This is a genomic window from Streptomyces sp. NPDC021749 (assembly GCF_040640655.1).
GTDB lineage: Bacteria > Actinomycetota > Actinomycetes > Streptomycetales > Streptomycetaceae > Streptomyces.
Genome location: NZ_JBFACE010000001.1, coordinates 42,342 through 63,367, shown reverse-complemented (window position 1 = coordinate 63,367; position 21,026 = coordinate 42,342). Strand labels below are relative to the sequence as shown.

The following is a 21,026-nucleotide window of genomic DNA, read 5'->3' as shown; positions in this document are numbered from 1 at the left end:
GTGCGGGCTGCCTTTCTGTCGTAGCTGTGGTGCGGTGCGGAACGCCGCGCTCAGGCGCAGTCGCGGACCGCGCGGCCGAGGATGCGCAGACCCTCGTCCAGTTCCTCGGGGGTGGTGGTCAGGGCCGGCAGCAGCTTGACGACCTCGCTCTCCGGGCCGGAGGTCTCGATCAGCAGACCCAGCTCGAAGGCGCGCTGTGCGATCTTCCCGGCGAGGGGCTTGTCGTTGCACTCCAGGCCCCACACCAGACCGCGGCCGCGGTACTCGGCGAAGGTGCCCGGGTTCTCCTCGACGATCGCCTTCAGGTGCGCTTCGACGATCTCACCGCGGGCCAGGGTCTGCTTCTCCATCTGACCGTCGGCCCAGTAGGTGTCGAGCGCCGCGGCGGCGGTGACGAACGCCGGGTTGTTGCCGCGGAAGGTGCCGTTGTGCTCGCCCGGCTCCCAGATGTCCAGCTCCGGCTTGAACAGGGTGAGCGCGAGCGGCAGGCCGTAGCCGCTGATGGACTTCGAGACGGTGACGATGTCCGGCACGATGCCCGCCTCCTCGAAGGAGAAGAAGGCACCCGTACGGCCGCAGCCCATCTGGATGTCGTCGACGATCAGCAGCATGTCCTGGCGCTCGCACAGGGCGGCCAGGGCGCGCAGCCACTCGGCGCGGGCGACGTTGATGCCGCCCTCGCCCTGCACGGTCTCCACGATCACCGCGGCGGGCTTGTTCAGGCCGGAGCCCTGGTCCTCCAGCAGCCGCTCGAACCACAGGAAGTCCGGGGTCTGGCCGTCGAGGTAGTTGTCGAACGGCATCGGGGTGCCGTGCACCAGCGGGATGCCGGCGCCGGCCCGCTTCATGGAGTTGCCGGTGACCGCGAGGGCGCCCAGCGACATGCCGTGGAAGGCGTTGGTGAAGGACACGATCGACTCGCGGCCCTTGACCTTGCGGGCCAGTTTCAGCGCGGCCTCGACCGAGTTGGCGCCCGTCGGGCCCGGGAACATGACCTTGTAGGGCAGGTCGCGCGGCCGCAGGATGATGTTCTGGAACGACTCCAGGAACGCCCGCTTGGCCGTGGTGGACATGTCCAGGCCGTGGGTGATGCCGTCCCGCTCGATGTAGTCGATCAGGGCGCGTTTGAGGACCGGGTTGTTGTGCCCGTAGTTGAGGGAGCCGGCGCCGGCGAAGAAGTCGAGGTAGGTGTGGCCGTCCTCGTCGGTGATGCGGCTGCCCTGCGCGCGGTCGAAGACGGTGGGCCAGCCACGGCAGTAGCTGCGCACCTCCGACTCCACGGTCTCGAAGACGCTCAGATCGGGCTGGGTGATGGTCACAGCATGCTCCTGGGAGATGAGTGCGAGAGGCGGAAGAAGTCGTCGGGGGTTTTGCGGGCCCGGCGGTGCGTGGGGGTGCCGGTGCCGCACGGCCGTCGCGGCGGCGGTGCCGCGCGGCCCTGGTCGCTAGTGCGCGGGCCTGGCCGGGGGCGCGAACGGGCCGATGAGGTGCAGCACCTCCGGCTCGTGGCCCTGCTCGGGGAACAGCCCGGCGTCGAAGAGCACCTCGCGCTTGACCGGCACGGAGTGCCGCTCGCCGAAGGACGCGAACAGCCGGTTGGAGGCGGCGTTGCCGGGGGTGATGGTCGTCTCGACGTAACGGATGCCCAGCTCTTCCCGGGCCCGGGTGGTCACCCCGTCCAGGAGCGCGGCCGCCAGGCCCCGGCCACGGTGCGCCGCGTCGACGGCGACCTGCCAGACGACCAGGGTCTCGGGGCGCTCGGGACGGATGTAGCCGGTCAGGAAGGCGGCCGGCGCGCCCTCCGCGTCACGGGCGACGACGGAGGTGGCGGCGAAGTCCCGACACCACAGCAGGTAGCTGTAGGAGGAGTTGAGGTCCAGCGCCTTGGAGTCGCGGGCGATGCGCCAGATCGCGGCTCCGTCCTCCACGCGGGGGGTGTCGAGCTTGAAGCCCTCCGGGAATTCTCCGATATCGCTACGGGCACCTGCATGGTCTGCTTGTGCGGCGGTCATGGAAATTAAATTTACCCAGGGAAAAAGGAAATTGCATCGCGAGGAGGGGTTACGTCGGGCCGCCTGATGTGTTATCGCGCCCGGGCGCCCGGGCGCGCGACGCCGATGCGTGTTGCCCTGATTTGACCGGGAAGTACGGGGCGAAACGGGCGGGCTGTGGAGTCGGTCACAGGTCCGTAACGCCCGCGAGATCCGTCCGAATTACGGGCTCCGGCGCTAGCGGAATCTTGGCGTTTGAGCTGCGGGAAAGCGGGCAGAAGAAGACGGGAAGCTGTACTCGAAAGAAATGGGAATTCGCCACCGGAGACCCTGGCGCAAGGCCCGAGAAAAGCTGTGCGGCACACCCATGAGAAGCTTCGCAAGAACATACGCCGAGAACGGCCGCGGGGCTTTTTCGGAAACATTGCGGCAATAAACGCCTACCGAGCGTCGGCGACCGCGCCGGGCGACCGGCCCGCCGGCCCGGAACCCCCGCGTACCCGCCGTCGCGAGCCGCCTCCCGGCCGCCCCCTCACGACTGTGACCGCCGTCTCCGGCAGAGCCGCCGGCGCGGCCTAGAGTGCCGGTATGACGTCCATGAGTGAAGGTGCGGTGCTGCACCTCAAGGGGAGGGTCCTCGTCGGACCGGACGACGTGCGCGACGAGCTGTGGGTGGTCGGCGGGCGGGTGACCTACGACCGGCCGGTCCTGGCACGCGATGCCACCACCGTGCAGGGCTGGGCACTGCCGGGCCTGGTCGACGCGCACTGCCACGTGGGGCTGGACGCGCACGGCCCGGTGGACGCCCCCACCAGCGAGAAGCAGGCGCTCACCGACCGTGACGCCGGCACCCTGCTGATCCGGGACGCCGGATCACCCTCCGACACCCGCTGGGTCGACGACCGCACGGACCTGCCGAAGATCATCCGTGCCGGCCGGCACATCGCCCGCACCAAGCGGTACATCCGCAACTACGCCCATGAGATCGAGCCCGAGGACCTGGTCGCCTACGTCGCCCGGGAGGCCCGCCGCGGCGACGGCTGGGTCAAGCTCGTCGGCGACTGGATCGACCGCTCCACCGGGGACCTGGGGGCCTGCTGGCCCAAGGGCGCGGTCGAGGCGGCCATCGCGGAGGCGCACCGCCTGGGCGCCCGGGTGACCGCCCACTGCTTCGCCGAGGAGACCCTCGCCCCGCTCGTCGAGGCCGGCATCGACTGCATCGAGCACGCCACCGGGCTCACCGAGGAGACCATCCCGCTGTTCGCCGAGCGCGGGGTCGCCATCGTCCCCACGCTGGTCAACATCGCCACCTTCCCGCGCCTGGCGGACGCCGGCGCCGGGAAGTTCCCGCGCTGGGCGGACCACATGCGCCGGCTGCACGACCGCCGCTACGACACCGTCCGGGCCGCCTACGACGCCGGGGTGCCGGTCTTCGCCGGCACCGACGCGGGCGGCTCGCTGCCGCACGGCCTGGTCGCCGACGAGGTGGTCGAGCTGACCCGGGCCGGGCTGCCCGCCCGGGCCGCGCTCTCCGCCACCACCTGGGGCGCCCGCGAGTGGCTCGGCCGCCCGGGCCTCACCGAGGGCGCCCCGGCGGACCTGGTCGTCTACGAGAGCGATCCGCGCGAGGACGTCCGGGTGCTGGCGGCCCCGCGCCGGATCGTGCTGCGCGGCGAGATCGTCGGCTGAGGCGCTGCGCGGGGGCTCAGCGGGCCCCTCGGGGCGGGGACTGCCTCCGGCGGGACATCCAGGCCGCCACCACCGCGCCCGAGACGTTGTGCCACACCGAGAAGACCGCGGCGGGCAGCGCCGCGGCCGGGCCGAAGTGGGCGGTGGCCAGGGAGGCGGCCAGGCCGGAGTTCTGCATGCCGACCTCGAAGGCCATCGCCCGGCTCGCCGGCCCGCCGAGCCTGGCCAGGCGGCCCGCGGCGTGCCCGAGCGCCAGCCCGAGGCCGTTGTGCAGCACCACGGCCAGCAGTACCGGCACCGCCGCGGTCCTGATCGCCGGCGCGCTGCCGGCGACCACCACCAGGACGATCACCGCGACGGTCGCCGCGGACAGCCAGGGCAGCGCCCGCAGCAGCCGGTCCACGAACCGGCCCGCGGCCAGCCGGACCAGCAGCCCCGCCAGGACCGGCAGCAGCACCGTCTTCAGGATGTCGGTCACCATGCCCCCGGCGTCCACGGCCAGGAACCGCCCGGCGAGCAGCAGCGTCAGCGCCGGTGTGATCAGCGGGGCGAGCACCGTCGAGACCGTCGCCACCGCGACGGACAGCGCGACATCGCCGCGCGCCAGGAACGTCACCACGTTCGACGCGGTGCCGCTGGGCGCGCAGCCGACCAGGACCACCCCGGCCGCGAGCTGCGGCGGCAGGTCCAGCACGGTCGCGATCAGCCAGCCGAGCCCCGGCATGATCACGTAGTGGGCGACCAGTCCCAGGCCCACCGCCCAGGGCCGCCGGGCGACCGCCGCGAAGTCGGGCGGGGTCAGGGTCAGCCCCATCGTGAACATCACCACGCCGAGCAGCCACGGGACCGCGGGCGCCCAGCCGGTGAAGTGCGCCGGCCACCCCAGCCCGACCGCCCCCGCGGCGACCACCAGCAGCGGGAAGACGGTGACCGCTCGGCGGGCCGCCCCCTCGGACGCGGGCAGCTCGCCCGGAGGGGGCGCGGCAGGGCGTTCCCGCCGTACGTCCGGGTGCTGGCTGTTCTGCTCGATCGACACGGCGGCACCCTATCCGCAGTGTTCGTGTACAGGGCAACGAGTTCGGATCCTGGACGGGCACCCGATCCGGTCCGTCGCCGGACCGGGGTGGTCAACGGTGATCACCCGGGCGGTGGGGCGGCTGTGGCGGGGGAGAAGCGGGGTGTTGCGGGAATCGAACCCCCACGCGAAAACCACCCGTTGGGATGAACTGACCCCACGTGGCTGCCCGTTCACCCTCGGTGCGGACACGATGTGCGGGTCGATGTCGCCGGCCCGCGTGATGTCCCCCATTGGCGCGGCCGGCGGCTCCATTTCTCTCGTGGGGGTTCCACACACGTGTCCACCAGTCCCACCCAGTCCTCCGGTACGCCCCGGCGCCTGGCCGCGGCCGTCGTCGCCGCCGCGCTCACGGCCGGTCCCGCCGTGCTGCTCGGCGCCGCGCCCGCACACGCCACCGGAGGGCACGGCCCGGCCCGTGGCACGGCCGACGCGGTCGTGCTGCGCACCGGCCTGAACGTCGGCCTACTCAACAAGACGGCCGATGTTCCGCTGAACGCCGTGCTGAACGAGGTGCACGCGCCCGCCTCGGCCGGCAAGACCGCGCTCACCGTGCGCCTCGACGGCCTCGACGGGGGCCGCCCGTTCACCGTGCTGCGCGCCGACGCGGCCACCGCCCGCGCCACCACCGGCCGCCACAAGGCCGAGGGCTACGCCAACCTGCTGCACGCCAAGGTGCGGCTGCCCGGTCTCCCGCTGCTGTCCCTGATCGAGGTCCAGCAGGTCACCGCCAAGGCGGTGTGCGAGGCGGGCCACCGTCCCCGGGCGGAGGCCAACGTCCTCGGCCCCGTCCGCGTCCTCGGCCAGAAGGTCACGCTCACCGCGGGCGGCACGACGGACGTCAAGGTGCCGGGCGTCGGCGAGGTACGGCTGGACCTGTCGCAGAAGAGCGTCACCGGGAAGACCGCCGCGGCCACCGCGCTGCAGCTGAACGTCTCGGTCAACCCGCTGAAGCTCAACGTCGCCGAGGTGCACGGCCGGGTCACCCTGGTCCGCGCCGGCTGCACCGCGCCCGGCGCCACCACCCCGCCCGGCCACGGCGGCTCCGGCGGCACGAGCGGCGGCAGCGACGGCGGTGCCACCAGCGGCGGCGGGGGCGACAAGCCGGCCGGCGGCGGCACCCAGGTCAGCCACAGCGGCGCCGGGAACACCGGCCCCGACCTCGCCGAGACCGGCGGCAGTTCGGCCACCCCGTACCTCGCCGGCGGTGCCGCGCTGCTGGTCGCGGCCGGCGCCGGGGCCCTGGCCCTCACCCGCCGCCGCCGCGCCGCCGCCCCGCAGGGCGGCTGACGGCCCCGTACCCCGTGCCGGTGCTGTGGGGGCGTCGGCGGCGGGGTACGGCCGGGGTGTGCCGTACGGACCGGAGGCGGCCCGTACGGCACACCCCACCCCGCCGGGGCCCGTCGGAAGGGAAGCGTGGTGCGACGGGACCCGGCGGACCCGCGCACGTCCGGTCAGCGCAGGACCTCGGCCAGCGCCGCCACGAACCGGTCGGTGGTGGCCCGGTCCCGCACCGCGAGCCGCAGCCAGTCCGGCCCCAGGCCCGGGAAGGTGTCCCCGCGGCGCACCGCGAAGCCCCGCGCCCGCAGGCCCTCCCGCACCCCGGCCGCGCCCGGCAGCCGCAGCAGGACGAACGGCCCCGCCGCCGGCCCGGCCACCCGGATCTGCCCGAACCCGCCCAGGCGGGCCAGCAGATGGGCCCGGTCCCGGGCGATCTCCTCGGCCGCCGCGGCCGCCTCCGCCAGCGCCGCCGGCGCACTGCACGCCTTTGCGGCGGCCAGCGCCGGACTCGACACCGGCCACAGCGGCTGGGCCCGCTCCAGCTCCGCCACCGTCTCCGGACCGGCCAGCACGTAGCCGATCCGCAGCCCCGCCAGCCCCCACGTCTTGGTCAGGGAGCGCAGCACCACCAGCCCCGGCAGGTCCGTGCGCCCGGCCAGCGACTCCCGCTCACCGGGCACCGCGTCCATGAACGCCTCGTCCACCACGAGCGTCCGCCCGGGCCGCGCCAGCCGGGCCAGCACGTCCGCCGGGTGCAGCACCGAGGTGGGATTGGTGGGATTGCCGACCACGACCAGATCGGCCTCGTCCGGCACCGCGTCCGGATCCAGCCGGAACCCGTCCCGTTCGGCGAGCAGCACCCGTGCCACGTCGTGCCCGGCGTCCCGCAGCGCCGCCTCCGGCTCGGTGAACTGCGGGTGCACCACCACCGGGCGGCGGGCCCGCACGGTCCGCGCCAGCAGCACGAACGCCTCCGCGGCCCCGGACGTCAGCAGCACCCGCTCCACGGGCAGACCGTGCCGCCCGGCCACCGCCCGGCGCGCCGCCCGGCCGTCCGGGTAGGCGGCCAGCGAGTCCAGTGACGCGGCGAGGTGCGCCTTGAGCCACGCCGGGGGAGTGCCGGCCCGGACGTTGACCGCCAGGTCCGTCAACGCACCGCCGTCGCCCCGCACTTCGGCATCACCGTGGTGCCGCAGATCGGGCTCGTCCGCCGGGCCGGGGGAGGGACCGGCCGGGGCGGGAGCGGACACGGCGGGACCGGAGCCGTGCAGCCGGACCGCATCGGTGTGCGCCGGCATGCTCACCGCTCCCCGGCGCCCGCCGCCACCCGCGCCGGGCCGTACGACTCCCCGCCGTCCACCGCCCGGTCGCCGGCCGGCAGCGCGCCCCCGGCCACCGCCGCGCGGTAGCGCTCCATGACCACCTCGGCCACCTCGGGCCCGGTGCCCAGCACCTGGGCACCGAACACCTCGATGCCCGAGTGCGCCGCCGCCCAGCCCTCGGTCTGCATCCACAGCCGCTCCACCGGCCCGTCGGCGAAGACGGCGTAGGGCAGGACCACGATCCGGGCCGGGCCGGCCGCGCCCGGGACCGGCCCGGCCAGCGCCCGGCAGCGGTCCAGCCCGGCCGGCACGTCCGGCGCGGTCTGCCCGACGAACGCGGTCTCCACGCCCGCGAATCCGCGCCCCTCCCACAGCAGCCGCGCGGCCCGCGCCACCTCGGCGTTGGCGTGCGGATCGCTCGCCCCGCGCCCCACCAGCAGCACCGTGGTCCGGGCCCGGTCCTGCGGCGTACGGGCGCCGGCGCCCAGCGCCTCCTCCAGCCGCCGCTCCAGCACGTCCAGCAGCCGCGGATCCGGGCCCAGTTCGGTGGTGCAGGCGGTGCGCAGACCCGGGTGCCCGGCGGCCGCGCGCGACAGCGCCGCGGGCAGGCTCTCCGTGCCCGCACCGGTCGGCGCCAGCAGCAGCGGTACCGCGACGAGTTCGGTCACTCCCTGCCCGGCCAGCCCGTCCACGGCATCGGCCAGCGGCATCGGCGACCCCGGTGCGCCGAAGAACCCGCCGGCGACCGGGACCTCGGGATGACGCTCGCCGAGCGCGCTCACCAGCGCGCGCAGGGCCTCGGCCGCGCCGTCGTCACGGGCGCCGTGACCGGCGATGAGCACTGCGGGAGGGGGTGTCACGGGGTCTCCTTGCTACCGGTGTCTTCGCCGTCGGGCGCCTTGTCGTCGATGTCCGGCCGCCGCCGGCCGGTGCCACGGTGGAGCGGGTCGGGGGAGGACATGACGATATCGGCACCGGGCGAGGGGGCGGCGGCCGCTCCCTCCCTACCAGCGGTAAGCCCACCGTGGGGCGTTACTGCCGCCAGCGCGAGCGCACAGGTCGCCCCGCCCGCCGGCGACTTCCGCTTGCCGGCGACCAGTTCGGCCCCCGGCCCGGCGGCCAGCAGCGCGGCGGCCTCGGCCACACCCGGCGTCCCGGCGGCGGCCGCCACCACCGCGGACGGAGCCGGCACCGGTACGGCCGCCAGCGCCGCCGCGGGGAACGACCACAACGGCACCCCCAGCCGCCGCGCCGCCTCGGTCAGTCCGGGCTCGTCCGCCTTCGCCGCCACCGTCGCCAGCGCCCGCACCGGACGACCGGCACACCCGGCTGCGGTACGCACCGCCCCGATCAGCTCCAGGACCTCGGACGCCGGTACCCCGCGGCGCGCCCCCACGCCCACCACCAGGGCCGCCGGACCGCCCCGGCCACCGGCCGTCCGGCGTCTCATACCGCGCCGACTCCCCGCCCGAACGCCACCCGGCCGTCCCGCCCTTGCACCACCGCGGTCAGCCCGGGCTCCGGCCCGGCGGTGAGCTCACCCGGCCACCGGACGCCGAGCGCCGCCCAGGCGGCCCGGGTCACCGCCGGATCGGGGTCCACCGCCCGCAGCGCCACCAGCGGCAACACCGGGAGCCCGGCGGACGGATGCGGGGTGGCGCCCCAGTCCAGCAGGAACGGCACGACCCCGTCGCCCGCCCCCGGCGGCGTCAGCCGCCAGGTGAGCCGGCCGCCGTCCGGCGTCCGCCGGGACATCGCCACCGCCTCGCCCGGGTCGTGGCCGAGCGCCCGCGCCGCGGCCACCCGGTCCGCGATACCGGTGACCCGGACCGCCCAGGTGACCAGCCGCGGCCCGGTCAGCGCGTCGATGCCGAACCATCGCGGCCGGTCCGGCGCGGGCTGCTCCGGATCGGGCCCGCCGGTCACGGCGCGGCCACCGCCACCCGGCGCGCCGCGCCCGCCACCAGCCGCGCCGCCAGCGACGGTTCCGCCGCCCAGTGCACATGCAGGTACGACGCGTGCACCCCGCCGGTCACGAAGCCCTCCACCCGCCGCTCCGGATGCGTCAGCCCCCAGGCCGGCCCGTCGCCCGCGCCCGGCTCCAGCACCGTGCGGTGGAACTCGTGGCCGCGCACCCGGGTCCCGGCCGCGGCCAGCGCGTTGTCCGCCAGCGCCACCGCCTCCCGGTAGCCCAGCGTGAGCCGTTCGGTCATCCGGGCCTCGGCGGGCAGCACCCCGCACATCGGCTTCCCGTCGATCGCCCGGGACAGGTACAGCAGCCCGGCGCACTCGGCGGACACCGGCGCCCCCGAGGCGGCCAGGCGGGCCACCGCGGCGCGCAGCGGTGCGTTCGCCGACAGATCCGGCGCATACACCTCCGGGAAGCCGCCGCCGATCACCAACCCTCGCGTACCGGGCGGCAGTTGCTCGTCCCGCAGCGGATCGAACGGCACCACCTCGGCGCCCGCCGCGGTCAGCAGCTCGGCGTGCTCGGCGTACGAGAACGTGAACGCGGCACCGCCCGCGACGGCGATCACCGGCCGGCCCCCGGACGCCACCGCCCGCACCTGTGCCGCCGGGTCCCAGGCGGCGTCCGGCAGCTCCGGCACCGACCGCGCCAGCGCCAGCAGCGCCTCCATGTCGCAGCCCTCGCGCACCCGCGCGGCCAGCTCCCGCACCGATGCGAGCGCCTCGGCCCGGCGTTCGGCCACCGGCACCAGCCCCAGGTGCCGGGACGGCGTACCGGCCCGGCCGTCCCGCCGCAGTGCGCCCAGCACCGGCACACCGGAGGACTCCATCGCCTCCCGCAGCAGCGCCTCGTGCCGGTCCGAGCCGACCTTGTTGAGGATCACCCCGGCCAGCCGCACCTCCGGGTCCCACGACGCGAAGCCGTGCACCAGCGCGGCCACCGACCGGGACTGCGAGGAGGCGTCCACCACCAGCACCACCGGCGCCCGCAGCAGCTTCGCCACCTGCGCCGTCGACGACAGCTCGCCCATGCCGGAGGCTCCGTCGAACAGCCCCATCACGCCCTCGACGACCGCCAGGTCCGCGCCCGCCGCACCGTGCAGGAACAGCGGTGCGATCCGCTGCGGACCGCACAGGTACGCGTCCAGGTTGCGGCCCGGGCGGCCGGTCGCCAGGGAGTGGTAGCCCGGATCGATGTAGTCGGGGCCCACCTTGTGCGGCGAGACCGCGAGCCCCGCCTCGGCGAACGCCGCCATCAGACCGGTGGCCACGGTGGTCTTCCCGGCACCGGACGACGGCGCGGCGATCACCAGCCGGGGAATGCCGCCCCCGCCGCTCATGCTGCGTCCACCTCGCTCACCACTCGATGCCCCGCTGGCCCTTCTGACCCGCGTCCATCGGGTGCTTGACCTTCGTCATGTCGGTGACCAGGTCGGCCACGTCGCACAGTGCCTGCGGGGCGTTCCGGCCGGTGATCACCACGTGCTGGGTGCCGGGCCGGTCGCGCAGCACCGAGACCACTTCCTCGGTGTCCACCCAGCCCCAGTGCAGCGGATACGCGAACTCGTCGAGGACGTACAGCTTGTAGGTCTCCGCGGCGAGGTCCCGCTTGACCTGCTCCCAGCCCTCGCGGGCCGCCTCCTCGTTGCTGAACTGCGCGTCGCGCTGCACCCACGACCAGCCCTCGCCCATCTTGTGCCAGGCGACCGTGCCGCCCTCACCGGAGTCACCGAGCACCCGCAGCGCCCGCTCCTCGCCGACCTTCCACTTCGCCGACTTCACGAACTGGAACACCCCGACCGGCCAGCCCTGGTTCCAGGCCCGCATCGCCAGCCCGAAGGCGGCGGTCGACTTGCCCTTGCCCAGACCGGTGTGGACCAGCACCAGCGGCCGGTTGCGGCGCTGGCGGGTGGTGAGCCCGTCGTTCGGTACGACGGACGGTTGTCCCTGCGGCATTACGCGGCCTTCCTGTTGCCGTGAACGGTCCTTGTGCCCTGAACGGTCCGTACCAGCGCGGAGACGCTGTCCGCGCGCAGTGCGTCGAGGGTGACGGCGGTGCCCCGGAGGTCCCGGGCCAGCTCGCCGGCCAGGCCCAGCCGTACCGGACCGGCCTCGCAGTCCACGACGACCGAGGCGGTGCCGTCGGCGGCCAGCAGCCGCGCCGCCCGGGACGCCCGGACCCGCGGCTCGGGGCCGCCGGTGGCCCGGCCGTCGGTGACCACGACCAGCAGCGGGCGGCGCGCCGGGTCCCGCATCCGCTCCACCCGCAGCACCTCGTGCGCCGCGAGCAGCCCCTCGGACAGCGGGGTACGGCCCCCGGTGGGCAGCGACGCGAGCCGCGCCGCACCCGCCTCGACCGACGAGGTCGGGGGCAGCGCGACCTCCGCGCCGGCGCCCCGGAACGTGATCATGCCGATCTTGTCGCGCCGCTGGTAGGCGTCGAGCAGCAGCGAGAGCACCGCACCCTTGACCGCGCTCATCCGCTTGCGCGCCGCCATCGAGCCGGACGCGTCCACGACGAACAGGACCAGATTGCCCTCCCGGCCCTCGCGCACCGCCTCGCGCAGATCGTCCCGGCGCACCAGCAGACCGGTGCCGCGCCGCCCGCGCGCCTTCTGGTGCGGCGCCGCGGCCTGCACCGTGGCCGCCAGGTGCAGCGTGCCCAGGGCACCCCGGGGGCGGCGGGCGCCGGTCGTCCGGCCGTGCGCGGTACGGGCCCGGGAGCGGCGCCCGTCGGCGCCCTCGCCCAGCCCCGGCACGTCCAGCCGCCGGGCCTTGAACGGCTCACCGGCCGCCACCGCCGCCTGCTCCGCGGCCGCCCCGCCCGGTGCCTGCGGCCGGGCCCCGGCCTCGTCCCCCGACGGCTCGGGCGCGGGCTCCGGCGCCTGCGGTGTCTCCTGCTCACGCTGATGCGGCAGTCCGTCCCCCGGCGGAACCGGCGACTCCTGGGAGCCGCCCTCCTGCGGGCCGCCCTCCTGCGGGGGCAGCCCGCCGCCCGGGCCGCCCCCGTCGGGGCCCCCGTCGTCCGGACCGTCCGGCTCCGGATCGTCCCCGCCGTCCGCCGGATCGTCCTGTCCGGCGAACTCCTCCAGCGTCCGGTCGAGCTTGTCCTCGTCGAGGCCGGGGGCGTCGAAGGGGTTGCGGCGCCGGCGGTGCGGCAGGGCCAGCAGCGCCGCCTGCCGCACGTCCTCCTCCCGGACCTCCGTCCGTCCCGCCCACGCGGCCAGCGCGGTGGCGGTCCGCGCCATGACGATGTCCGCGCGCATCCCGTCCACCTCGAACGCCGCGCAGGTCGCCGCGATCTGCCGCAGCGCCGCGTCGCCCAGCACCACCTTTGGCAGCAACTCCCGTGCCGCGGCGATCCGTTGCCGCAGCGCCGCCTCCTCGGCCGCCCAGCGCGCCGCGAACCCGGCCGGATCGGCGTCGTACGCGAGCCGCCGCCGGACCACCTCCACCCGCTGCTCCGGCTCCCGGGAGGCCGCGACCTCGACGGTCAGCCCGAACCGGTCCAGCAACTGCGGCCGCAGCTCGCCCTCTTCGGGGTTCATGGTCCCGACGAGCAGGAAACGGGAGGCGTGCCGGACGGAGACGCCCTCGCGCTCCACGTAGGAGGCGCCCATGGCGGCGGCGTCCAGCAGGAGGTCGACCAGGTGGTCGTGGAGCAGGTTGACCTCGTCCACGTACAGGATGCCGCGGTGCGCGTCCGCCAGCAGGCCCGGCTCGAAGGCCTTCACGCCCTCCGACAGGGCCCGTTCGATGTCCAGCGCGCCCACGAGGCGGTCCTCGGAGGCGCCGACCGGGAGCTCCACCATGCGCGTCGGACGGCTCTCGGCGGCACCGGAACCGTGCGGCCCGTCGGGACAGCCGGGGTCGGGCGCGGCGGGGGCGCAGGCGAAGCGGCAGCCGGCCACCACGTCCACGGCCGGCATCAGCGCTGACAGCGCGCGCACCGCGGTGGATTTCGCGGTGCCCTTCTCGCCGCGGACCAGCACCCCGCCGACCGCCGGGCTCACCGCGTTCAGCAGCAGCGCCAGCCGCAGGTCGTCCATGCCGACGACCGCGGTGAAGGGGTACTGCGGGGTGGTGTTGTGCGCGCTCGTCATGCTGTGTCGTCCTCCACGTCGCCGGCCGGCCGGTGTCCCGTCCCTTGCGTACCCCTCATGGCGCCCCCGGAGGCACGAACGGCAGCCCCTCCGGCACCCCCTTCTCGATCAGCCGCAGCAGCGCGTCGGTGTCCGCGTGCTCCTCGATCAGATCGCCGAGCCGGTCCAGTTGCTCCTCGCGCAGCGCGCCGAAGCGGGTGTCGGGGGCCGGGACGAAGGCCCGCCCGGCGTCCGCGGCCACCCGGCGCAGGAAGGCCCGGCGGAAGGCGTCGCTCTCCAGCGAGCCGTGCCAGTGCGTGCCCCATACGGAACCCACTCTGCATCCGTCGAGGAACTCCTCGTCCCCGCCGGTCACTTCGGCGACCCCGTGGTGGATCTCGTAGCCCTCCACCGGCTCGCCGAGCGCCTGGCCCACCGGCCGGGCGAGTGTCTTCTCCGCCGCGAAGCGGACCCGTACGGGCAGCAGCCCGAGGCCCTCGACCGCGCCCGCCTTCGACTCGATCTCGTCGTCGATGTGCTCGCCGAGTATCTGGAAGCCGCCGCAGATGCCCAGCACCGGGCGGCCCTCGGCGGCCCGCCGGGCGACCGCGTCCGCCAGGCCGCGCTCGCGCAGCCACCGCAGGGCGCGGACCGTGCCGCGGGTGCCCGGCAGCACCACCAGGTCCGCGTCGGCCAGTTCCTCCGGCCGGTCCACGAACCGCACCACCACGCCCGGTTCGGCGGCCAGCGCGTCCACGTCGGTGAAGTTCGACATCAGCGGGACGGCGCAGACCGCCACCCGCAGTACGTCCGCGCCGTGCGGCGGCGCCACCACGCTCTCGCGCACCGCACCGCGCAGGGAGACCCTCAGGCCGTCCTCCTCGTCGATGCCGAGGCCGTGCGCGTACGGCAGCACGCCCAGCGTCGGCCGCCCGGTCAGCCGCCGCAGCATGTCCAGACCGGGCTCCAGCAGCGTCACATCGCCCCGGAACTTGTTCACGAGGTATCCCGCGACCAGCGCCTGGTCCTCCTTGGACAGCAGCGCCGTGGTGCCGAAGAAGGACGCGAAGACGCCGCCGCGGTCGATGTCGCCGACCACCACGACCGGGATCCGGGCGGCCCGGGCGATGCCCATGTTCACGATGTCGGTGCGCCGCAGATTGATCTCGGCGGGGCTGCCCGCGCCCTCACAGATGACGGCGTCGTGGGTGCGGCGCAGCTCGGCGAGGCAGTCGGTGACGGTGCCGAGCAACTGCTCCCGCCCGCCCGCGTACTGCGTCTCCCCGGGGGACGACCCCCCGGGCCTCCCGAAATACCCGCGCGCGCTCAGCTCACCCACCGGCTTGCCCAGCAGCACCACCTGGCTGCTGCGGTCGCCGCCCGGCTTGAGCAGGACCGGATTCATCAGCGCGGTCGGTTCGACCCGGGCGGCGGCGGCCTGCATCGCCTGCGCCCGGCCGATCTCCGCGCCCTCGCGGGTGACGAACGAATTGAGCGACATGTTCTGCGCCTTGAAGGGCGCCACCTTCACGCCCTGCCGGACCAGCCAGCGGCAGATCCCCGCCGTCACCACGCTCTTGCCCGCGTCGGACGTCGTACCGGCCACCAGCAGCCCGCCGCCGAGCCCCCCGGCCGTCCCGCCTTGCCCGTTCACCGGCGCTTCCTCCCGCTCGTGCCCCTGCTGCCCGCGGCCTTGCGCCGTACCGCGCCCGCCGCCAGCCGTCCCGTCACCGTCGCCACCAGCGCCAGCGCGCTCACCCGCCGCGACAGCCGCACCGCCCGATCGATGTCCGCCACCGCGGGCGGCCGCGCCGCGCCGTTCAGCACCGGACGGTGTTCCACCCGCCCGCCGTACGCCAGCGTGCCGCCCAGCCGTACGCCCAGTGCGCCCGCGAACGACGCCTCCACCGGGCCCGCGTTGGGGCTCGGGTGCGCCCCGCCGTCCGCCCGCCAGGCCCGCAGCGCACCGCGCCGGTCGGGGCCCGCGAGCACGGCCAGCGCGGCGGTCAGCCGGGAACCGGGCCAGCCGGCGACGTCGTCGAGCCGGGCCGCGGCCCAGCCGAACCGGCGGTAGCGCGGAGACTTGTGACCCACCATCGCGTCCAGGGTGTTCACCGCCCGGAACGCCACCAGGCCGGGCACCCCGCCGAACGCACCCCACACCAGGGCGCCGACCACCGCGTCCGAGGTGTTCTCGGCCACCGACTCCACCACCGCCCGGGCCATCTGCGGCCCGTCCAGGGCCTGCGGGTCGCGCCCGCACAGATGCGGCAGCCGCTCCCGCGCCACGTCCAGATCGCCCGCTTCCAGCGCACCGCCGACGGCCCGCGCCTCCCGGCCCAGCGAGGTGCCGCCCAGCACCGCCCACACGGCGGCCGCGGTGAGCGCCACCCGGGCGCCGCGGCGGTGCCGTACGGCCCGCTCCAGCAGCGCCGCGCCGGCCGCCGCACCGCCCGCGCACAGCACGGCATGGACCGCGCCGTGACCCCGGTGGTCGCGCCACAGCCGGCGTTCGACGGCGGCGGCGGCCCGGCCGAAGGCGGCCACCGGGTGGCCGCGCCGGGGGTCCGCCACGATCAGGTCGCCGAGGAAGCCGAGGGCCGCGCCGCACGCGTATCCCGCGTGTTCGCCGCGCATCGGATCAGGCCGCCGTCAGTCCTCGAAGGGGCCCTGCGGCAGCGGGAAGTGGGGATCGGGGCGGGCGGCCGGGCATGGCGGTATGTCCTCACTCAGGGTCCTCGCCCTGGCTCGACGTGACGGCGACCAGAGTCTCCTGGCTCCCGGATCGGCGTGTCCCCCGGCCTTCCCGTCCGTACGTTCCGTACGGACCGTGGCCCTCCTCGGAGGAACGCTCCCCGGTGACAGTGGCGGGACCGCGCCGGATTCTCACCGGACTTCCTCATCTGTCGCCGATTGGCCCCGGCAGTCCACCACGGTCCGCGAGGCCCGTCAACTCGCCCTTGACCTGCGGCGCTGCCCCGCAGCAGGTCCTGTGGCGCACGCCACAGGGTGGTGGTGGCGTCACGGACGGTTGCCCCGGTCCCTGATTCCACGTCACTATCTGGTGCACGGCGGCGAAGGGGCCGCCGGAAGGGGGCTGGGGGATGCCGGAGCACGCCGACCATCACGAGGACCGTCAGGAGATCCGCCTCAGGGTCACCGGGACGGACAATCCGCAGCAGGACCTCGACGACCTCCGGGCCTGGCTGGAGCGCGAACCCTGGCTGAACCGCCGGGACCACGCCTGGGAACACCGGCCGCAGCCCCCGCACACCACGGACGACGGGGGCGAACCGGGCCCCGCCGACATGGCCGTCGGCGTGGACGACCTGATCCTGGTCATCGTCGGCGCGATGGCCGCCGAGGTCACCAAGGGGCTCGGCATCGCCCTGCGGGAATGGCTGCGGCGCCGCCGGGAGGAGCGCTCCGCCGGCGAGGAGCCCGCCGTCGAGATCATCGGCGACGGCGGCCCCGGGCGCCCCGATCCCGGCAACCCGACGCACGAGAGCGGCAGCACCGGCGAGGACTGACCCGGATGTCCGAATACGACGCGCGGGGAAAGATCAACCGGGCGCTGCTGATCGGTGTCCACGACTACGCCACGCTCAACGGACTGCCCGCGGTGGAGGGCAACCCCGCCGAGCTGCGCCGCGCCCTCACCGCCACCGACCTGTTCACCGCCGAGGAGGTCACCCTCTGCCGCCCGGCCGAGCCCTGGGAACTGAGCCAGGCGCTGAAGGCCGCCGCCGACGAGGCCCGCGGACTGCTGCTGGTGTACTTCTCCGGCCACGGCTGGGTCGGCAGCGACGGCGGCGACCTGCAGCTGATGGTCGGCGCCTCGGTGCCCCGGCAGAGCCACACCACCGTCTCCTGGCAGGACGCGGTGCTCTCCTGCCTCGACAGCGCCCGCGCCGAACGCATCGTGATCGTCCTGGAGTCCTGCTACGCGGGCAACGCCGGCGGCGCCTTCCACTCCCACCGCAAGCCCATGTCGCTGCTGATGGCCGCGCAGCCCAACCGCCGGATCTTCAGCGGGGAGGAACCGGCCGGCGGCACCGTCTTCACCCGCGCGCTGGTGCAGATCCTCGAAAACGGCATCCCCGGACGCCGGTTCGTCACCTTCGAGGACCTCGTACGGGAACTGCGGGTCCGGCTCGCCGGTGAGCGGACGCCGATGGGCGACGTGTGGGAGCCCCGGTCGGCGAAGCAGAACACCGTCGACGACGTCGTGCTGTCCTTCGCCACCCCCGAGGCGCGGCTGCCGACCCCGCCGCGGGTCCGCTTACGCCGCTGGTTCAACCAGCACCTCCGGCCCCGCCTGAAGCTGCTGCTCGCGCTCGTCACCGCCCTGGCCCTGATCGCCGCCGGGCTCGTCGTACGGCACCTGCTGCAGCCGCTGCCGGACTGCCCGCCCGCCCTCGAACTGCGGCTGCTCACCGCGCCGGAGGCCGAACCGACCCTGCGCCGGGCCGCGTTCGACTACGAGATGTCCGAGGCCAACACCCGCCCGCTGCCGGGCGAGGGCGACCTCCCGGCGGGCTGCCGGCGCGCCCAGATCACCGTCTACTCCGCCGCCAAGGACCAGACCGACCAGGGCTTCGCCGCCGCCGGCCGCTGGCAGGGCGAGGCCCGCGGCACCGGCCAGGGCCGGCAGGACGACAAGGGCACCGATCCGCTCTACCGGCCCGGCCCGCAACCCGACCTGTGGATCCCCGAATCCACCGCCGACTACGACGAGGCCCGCCGCGGCATGCCCGCGAAGGGCTCCCCGGCGACCCTGCACAACACCGGCCCGGTCGCCTACAGCCCGCTGGTCGTCGGCATCCCCGCCGGAAAGCGGCTGGACGACGTCCGGCGGGTCGGCGCCTCCTGGCAGGACCTGCTCACCGGCACCGACAGCGGCCACCAGGACCTGAAACTGCTGCGCCCCAGCCCGGTGCTCTCCGGCACCGGCCTGCTGCACACCATCGGCCTCTACCTCGCCAACGACGGCTCGCGCATCGGCTCCTCCGGCTCCCCGGACCCGGCCCTCGCCGAGGGCGCCGAGCAGCGGCTCTCCGCCCCGGGCAGCCAGTACGCGGACAGCACCGAGCTGCTGTGCTCGCTGCGCCCGGCCGCCGCCCCGGACGCCGCCGCCCCGGCCGCCGCCCAGGCCCCCGCCGGCGGCGGCCGTGGCGACCGCTCGGCACCGCTGGTCTCCGAGAAGTCCCTGGCCGACTACAACCTCGGCCGTGCGATCGGCAGTTGCCCCGCCCTGGACGGCCCGCTCGCCCCCCGCGACCGGTACGTCGCGTACTACCCCAAGAACGTCCCCGCGCTCGACCACCCGCTGATCCGCGTCGACTGGCGCGGCACCACGGACGCCACCGCCCGCCGGGCCGCGGTCGACCGCTTCGCCGACTGGCTGCGCGCCCCGGACGGCGGCCGGCCGGTCCTCAGCGCGCAGGGCTACCGCCCGGTCCCCGGCGAGGACGGCACGGACCCCGCACCCGCGCCGGGCTCCCCGCTGCGCAGCAGCCGCGCCAACGCCGACCTCGACGCCCCGGTCAACCGCTTCACGGCCGGCACCGACCAGGTCGCCCGGGTGCTGGACGGCTACGACAAGGCGCAGAAGCCCAGCCGGCTGCTGATCCTCATGGACACCTCCACCTCGATGGCCGACGGCGGCAAGCTCCCGGTCGCCCTCGGCGCCGCCGGCCGCGCCCTGGAAATGGTCGGCGACCGCCACACCTACGGCCTGTGGACCTTCCCCGACCGCGCCCACCCCGGCGATCCGGACGCGGTGCGCCGGGTCGTCCCGCTGGGCACGGCCGTTCCGGCACCCGGCAAGGCCGCCCTGGACCGGATCGCCAAGGGCGAACTCGTCGACCACGGCGCCGCGATGGAGGAGGCGCTGACCGCCGCCGTACGGGAGATGAAGAAGTCGTCCGGCAGCAACCAGGCCATCGTGCTGATCATGGACGAGGACGACGGCAGGTCGCGGCGCGCGGCCGGTGTCGAGCAGCGGCTGACCGCGCTGCTGAAGGAGAAGCCCGCGGTGCCGGTGCTGACGCTGGTGCTGGACAAGGCCGGCTGCGACACCTTCACCCTCCAGGGGCTGGCCGGCGCCTCGCGGGGGCAGTGCGTGCCCGGCGGCCCCCAGGCACCCGATCTGCTGGCCGGTCTGATCGCGTCGATCGGCACCGCGGGCAAGGAGGACCGGTGAGGAACCGCCGTACCACCTGGCCGGCCGCCGCGCTCGCCCTGACGCTGACCGCGGCGGTCTCCGGCTGCACCTCCGGTCCCGGACCCGGACCCGAGAAGGGTCCGATCGTCCTGGCCACCGGCAGCGACCTCAGCAGCACCGGCGTCCGCCAGGCCCTGATCCGGGACTTCGAGCGGCGCACCGGCCGTTCGGTGCGGATCGTCAAGCTGCCGGACACCGCCGACGGCCAGCGCAGTCAGCTGCTGGCCGCCGGCCAGTCCGGCAGCGGCGCCTACGACGTGCTCAACCTCGACGTGGCCTGGACCGCGGAGTTCGCCGAGGCGGGCGTCATCCGCCCCTGGGGCACGAGCCTGGACGGCGACTTCCTCGACAGCGTGGTCAAGACCGTCGAGTACGACGACAAGGTCTGGGCCGTCCCCTTCAACACCGACGCCGGCCTGCTCTACTACCGCAAGGACATCCTCGCCAAGTACGGCCGCCATCCCCAACCGCCCACCAACTGGGGCCAGTTGAAGGACCTGGCCGTCGCGGTCACCGGCGCGTACAACCGCGCGCTCGCCCGCACCGCCAAGGACGGAAAGGTCCCCGAGGACAAGAAGATGTACGGCATGGTCGCCCAGCTGCGGCCCTACGAGGGACTGACCGTCAACACCCTGGAGTCCGCCTGGGCCAACGGCGGCGACCCGGACGCCACCAGCTTCACCAAGGGCGAGCAGGTCGGCGCCCTCCAACTGGGCGTCGCGGACCTCAAGAACCGGCTCGACACGATCATGCCGCACGCGGCCACGACGATGGACGAGACGGAGAGCCGCCGCTGGTTCGCCGACGGCCGGGCGCTGTTCATGCGGAACTGGCCGGTGGAGTACGCCTCGGTCGCCGAGAAGCTCACCCCCGGCGAGAAGTTCGACGTCGCCGAGCTGCCGGCCCGGCCCGCCGACGGCAAGCGGATGTCCGTCCTGGGCGGGCAGAACCTCGCGATCTCCGCCGGCAGCAAGCGGCCGGACGGGGCCCGCGCGCTGATCGAGGCGCTGACCGGTCCGGCCGGTGAACGCTGTCTGCTGGAACGGGGATTCGCGGCCACCCGCGACTCGGCGTACCGGCGGGCGGGCAAGGCGCCGGTCTGCCCGCTGCCGCCCGAGCGGGGCGAGCACGGCGCTGCCGGGCAGCCCTGGCCGGACCAGGAGCCGCCGTACACCAGGACGCTGTACGCGGCGCTGCTGGCGGCCGCACCGCGCCCGCGCAGCGCGCACTACCAGACCTTCAGCAAGGTCGTGCAGATCCGGGTCTCGGAGTACCTGGCCAGCCCCGGCGGTACGGCCATCGCCGACGAGCTGGCCCGCGAGGCGGACGAGGCGCTCAGCGGGCGGGGCGCACAACGGACGAGGCGCCCGGCGGAGGACGGCTGAAGCCGTG

17 protein-coding genes and 1 riboswitch are annotated in these 21,026 nt (G+C 75.2%); of the genes, 5 read left to right on the top strand and 12 right to left on the bottom strand.

Going from position 1 to position 21,026, the window contains the following annotated elements; translation table 11 throughout:
- Positions 1 to 50: 50 nt before the first annotated feature.
- Entirely contained in the window at positions 51 to 1,319 is a 1,269-nt protein-coding gene (gene ectB / locus AB0G35_RS00310; RefSeq protein ID WP_360941236.1) for a diaminobutyrate--2-oxoglutarate transaminase, read from the bottom strand.
- 126 nt (positions 1,320 to 1,445) lie between these two features.
- Positions 1,446 to 2,012 (bottom strand): diaminobutyrate acetyltransferase, encoded by a 567-nt coding sequence (gene ectA / locus AB0G35_RS00305; protein WP_360941233.1) that lies wholly within the window; start codon positions 2,010 to 2,012, stop codon positions 1,446 to 1,448.
- 576 nt (positions 2,013 to 2,588) lie between these two features.
- Between ectA and AB0G35_RS00300 the strand changes: the two genes are divergently transcribed.
- Positions 2,589 to 3,680, top strand: coding sequence for an amidohydrolase family protein (locus tag AB0G35_RS00300; protein WP_360942037.1), 1,092 nt, complete (start codon positions 2,589 to 2,591; stop codon positions 3,678 to 3,680).
- A 16-nt stretch (positions 3,681 to 3,696) separates the two neighbouring features.
- Here the strand turns inward: AB0G35_RS00300 and AB0G35_RS00295 are convergent, their stop codons facing one another.
- Positions 3,697 to 4,644, bottom strand: a complete 948-nt coding sequence (locus AB0G35_RS00295) for a bile acid:sodium symporter family protein (protein WP_360942034.1) — start codon at positions 4,642 to 4,644, stop codon at positions 3,697 to 3,699.
- 390 nt (positions 4,645 to 5,034) lie between these two features.
- Between AB0G35_RS00295 and AB0G35_RS00290 the strand changes: the two genes are divergently transcribed.
- Positions 5,035 to 6,045 (top strand): SCO1860 family LAETG-anchored protein, encoded by a 1,011-nt coding sequence (locus tag AB0G35_RS00290; protein ID WP_360941230.1) that lies wholly within the window; start codon positions 5,035 to 5,037, stop codon positions 6,043 to 6,045.
- A gap of 164 nt (positions 6,046 to 6,209) precedes the next feature.
- On the opposite strand, the gene cobC is transcribed toward AB0G35_RS00290, so the two are convergent.
- The 9 genes from cobC to AB0G35_RS00245 are packed head-to-tail and all read right to left on the bottom strand — an operon-like array spanning position 6,210 to position 16,045.
- Positions 6,210 to 7,334 (bottom strand): Rv2231c family pyridoxal phosphate-dependent protein CobC, encoded by a 1,125-nt coding sequence (gene cobC, locus AB0G35_RS00285; RefSeq protein ID WP_360941227.1) that lies wholly within the window; start codon positions 7,332 to 7,334, stop codon positions 6,210 to 6,212.
- A 2-nt stretch (positions 7,335 to 7,336) separates the two neighbouring features.
- Positions 7,337 to 8,218 (bottom strand): sirohydrochlorin chelatase, encoded by an 882-nt coding sequence (locus tag AB0G35_RS00280; protein ID WP_360941224.1) that lies wholly within the window; start codon positions 8,216 to 8,218, stop codon positions 7,337 to 7,339.
- Complete coding sequence (locus tag AB0G35_RS00275) at positions 8,215 to 8,808, bottom strand: cobalamin biosynthesis protein (RefSeq protein ID WP_360941221.1); 594 nt, start codon at positions 8,806 to 8,808, stop codon at positions 8,215 to 8,217. Before AB0G35_RS00275 ends, AB0G35_RS00280 begins: the two co-directional genes overlap by 4 nt.
- Positions 8,805 to 9,284 carry a VOC family protein gene (locus AB0G35_RS00270; protein ID WP_360941216.1) on the bottom strand — a complete coding sequence of 160 codons (480 nt, stop codon included), beginning with the start codon at positions 9,282 to 9,284 and terminating at the stop codon, positions 8,805 to 8,807. Before AB0G35_RS00270 ends, AB0G35_RS00275 begins: the two co-directional genes overlap by 4 nt.
- Positions 9,281 to 10,666 (bottom strand): cobyrinate a,c-diamide synthase, encoded by a 1,386-nt coding sequence (locus AB0G35_RS00265; RefSeq protein WP_360941211.1) that lies wholly within the window; start codon positions 10,664 to 10,666, stop codon positions 9,281 to 9,283. Before AB0G35_RS00265 ends, AB0G35_RS00270 begins: the two co-directional genes overlap by 4 nt.
- A gap of 16 nt (positions 10,667 to 10,682) precedes the next feature.
- Positions 10,683 to 11,282 (bottom strand): cob(I)yrinic acid a,c-diamide adenosyltransferase, encoded by a 600-nt coding sequence (gene cobO, locus AB0G35_RS00260; RefSeq protein ID WP_360941208.1) that lies wholly within the window; start codon positions 11,280 to 11,282, stop codon positions 10,683 to 10,685.
- The gene (locus AB0G35_RS00255) at positions 11,282 to 13,429 is read right to left on the bottom strand and encodes a putative cobaltochelatase (RefSeq protein ID WP_360941206.1); all 2,148 of its coding nucleotides are present in this window, start codon (positions 13,427 to 13,429) and stop codon (positions 11,282 to 11,284) included. The genes cobO and AB0G35_RS00255 overlap by 1 nt, the downstream gene beginning before the upstream one ends.
- A gap of 55 nt (positions 13,430 to 13,484) precedes the next feature.
- Positions 13,485 to 15,062 carry a cobyric acid synthase gene (locus AB0G35_RS00250; protein ID WP_360941203.1) on the bottom strand — a complete coding sequence of 526 codons (1,578 nt, stop codon included), beginning with the start codon at positions 15,060 to 15,062 and terminating at the stop codon, positions 13,485 to 13,487.
- Positions 15,059 to 16,045, bottom strand: coding sequence for a cobalamin biosynthesis protein (locus AB0G35_RS00245; RefSeq protein ID WP_360941200.1), 987 nt, complete (start codon positions 16,043 to 16,045; stop codon positions 15,059 to 15,061). Before AB0G35_RS00245 ends, AB0G35_RS00250 begins: the two co-directional genes overlap by 4 nt.
- A 129-nt stretch (positions 16,046 to 16,174) precedes the next feature.
- A riboswitch (cobalamin riboswitch) is annotated at positions 16,175 to 16,311 on the bottom strand.
- 201 nt (positions 16,312 to 16,512) lie between these two features.
- On the opposite strand from AB0G35_RS00245, the gene AB0G35_RS00240 reads away from it, so the two are divergent.
- From AB0G35_RS00240 to AB0G35_RS00230, 3 genes are read left to right on the top strand one after another with little or no spacing between them, the layout of a single operon-like run.
- Positions 16,513 to 16,938 carry a hypothetical protein gene (locus AB0G35_RS00240; RefSeq protein ID WP_360941197.1) on the top strand — a complete coding sequence of 142 codons (426 nt, stop codon included), beginning with the start codon at positions 16,513 to 16,515 and terminating at the stop codon, positions 16,936 to 16,938.
- Between the two features lie 5 nt (positions 16,939 to 16,943).
- Positions 16,944 to 19,613, top strand: a complete 2,670-nt coding sequence (locus AB0G35_RS00235; protein ID WP_360941194.1) for a caspase family protein — start codon at positions 16,944 to 16,946, stop codon at positions 19,611 to 19,613.
- Positions 19,610 to 21,019, top strand: coding sequence for an extracellular solute-binding protein (locus AB0G35_RS00230; RefSeq protein ID WP_360941191.1), 1,410 nt, complete (start codon positions 19,610 to 19,612; stop codon positions 21,017 to 21,019). Before AB0G35_RS00235 ends, AB0G35_RS00230 begins: the two co-directional genes overlap by 4 nt.
- The last annotated feature ends 7 nt before the right edge of the window (positions 21,020 to 21,026 follow it).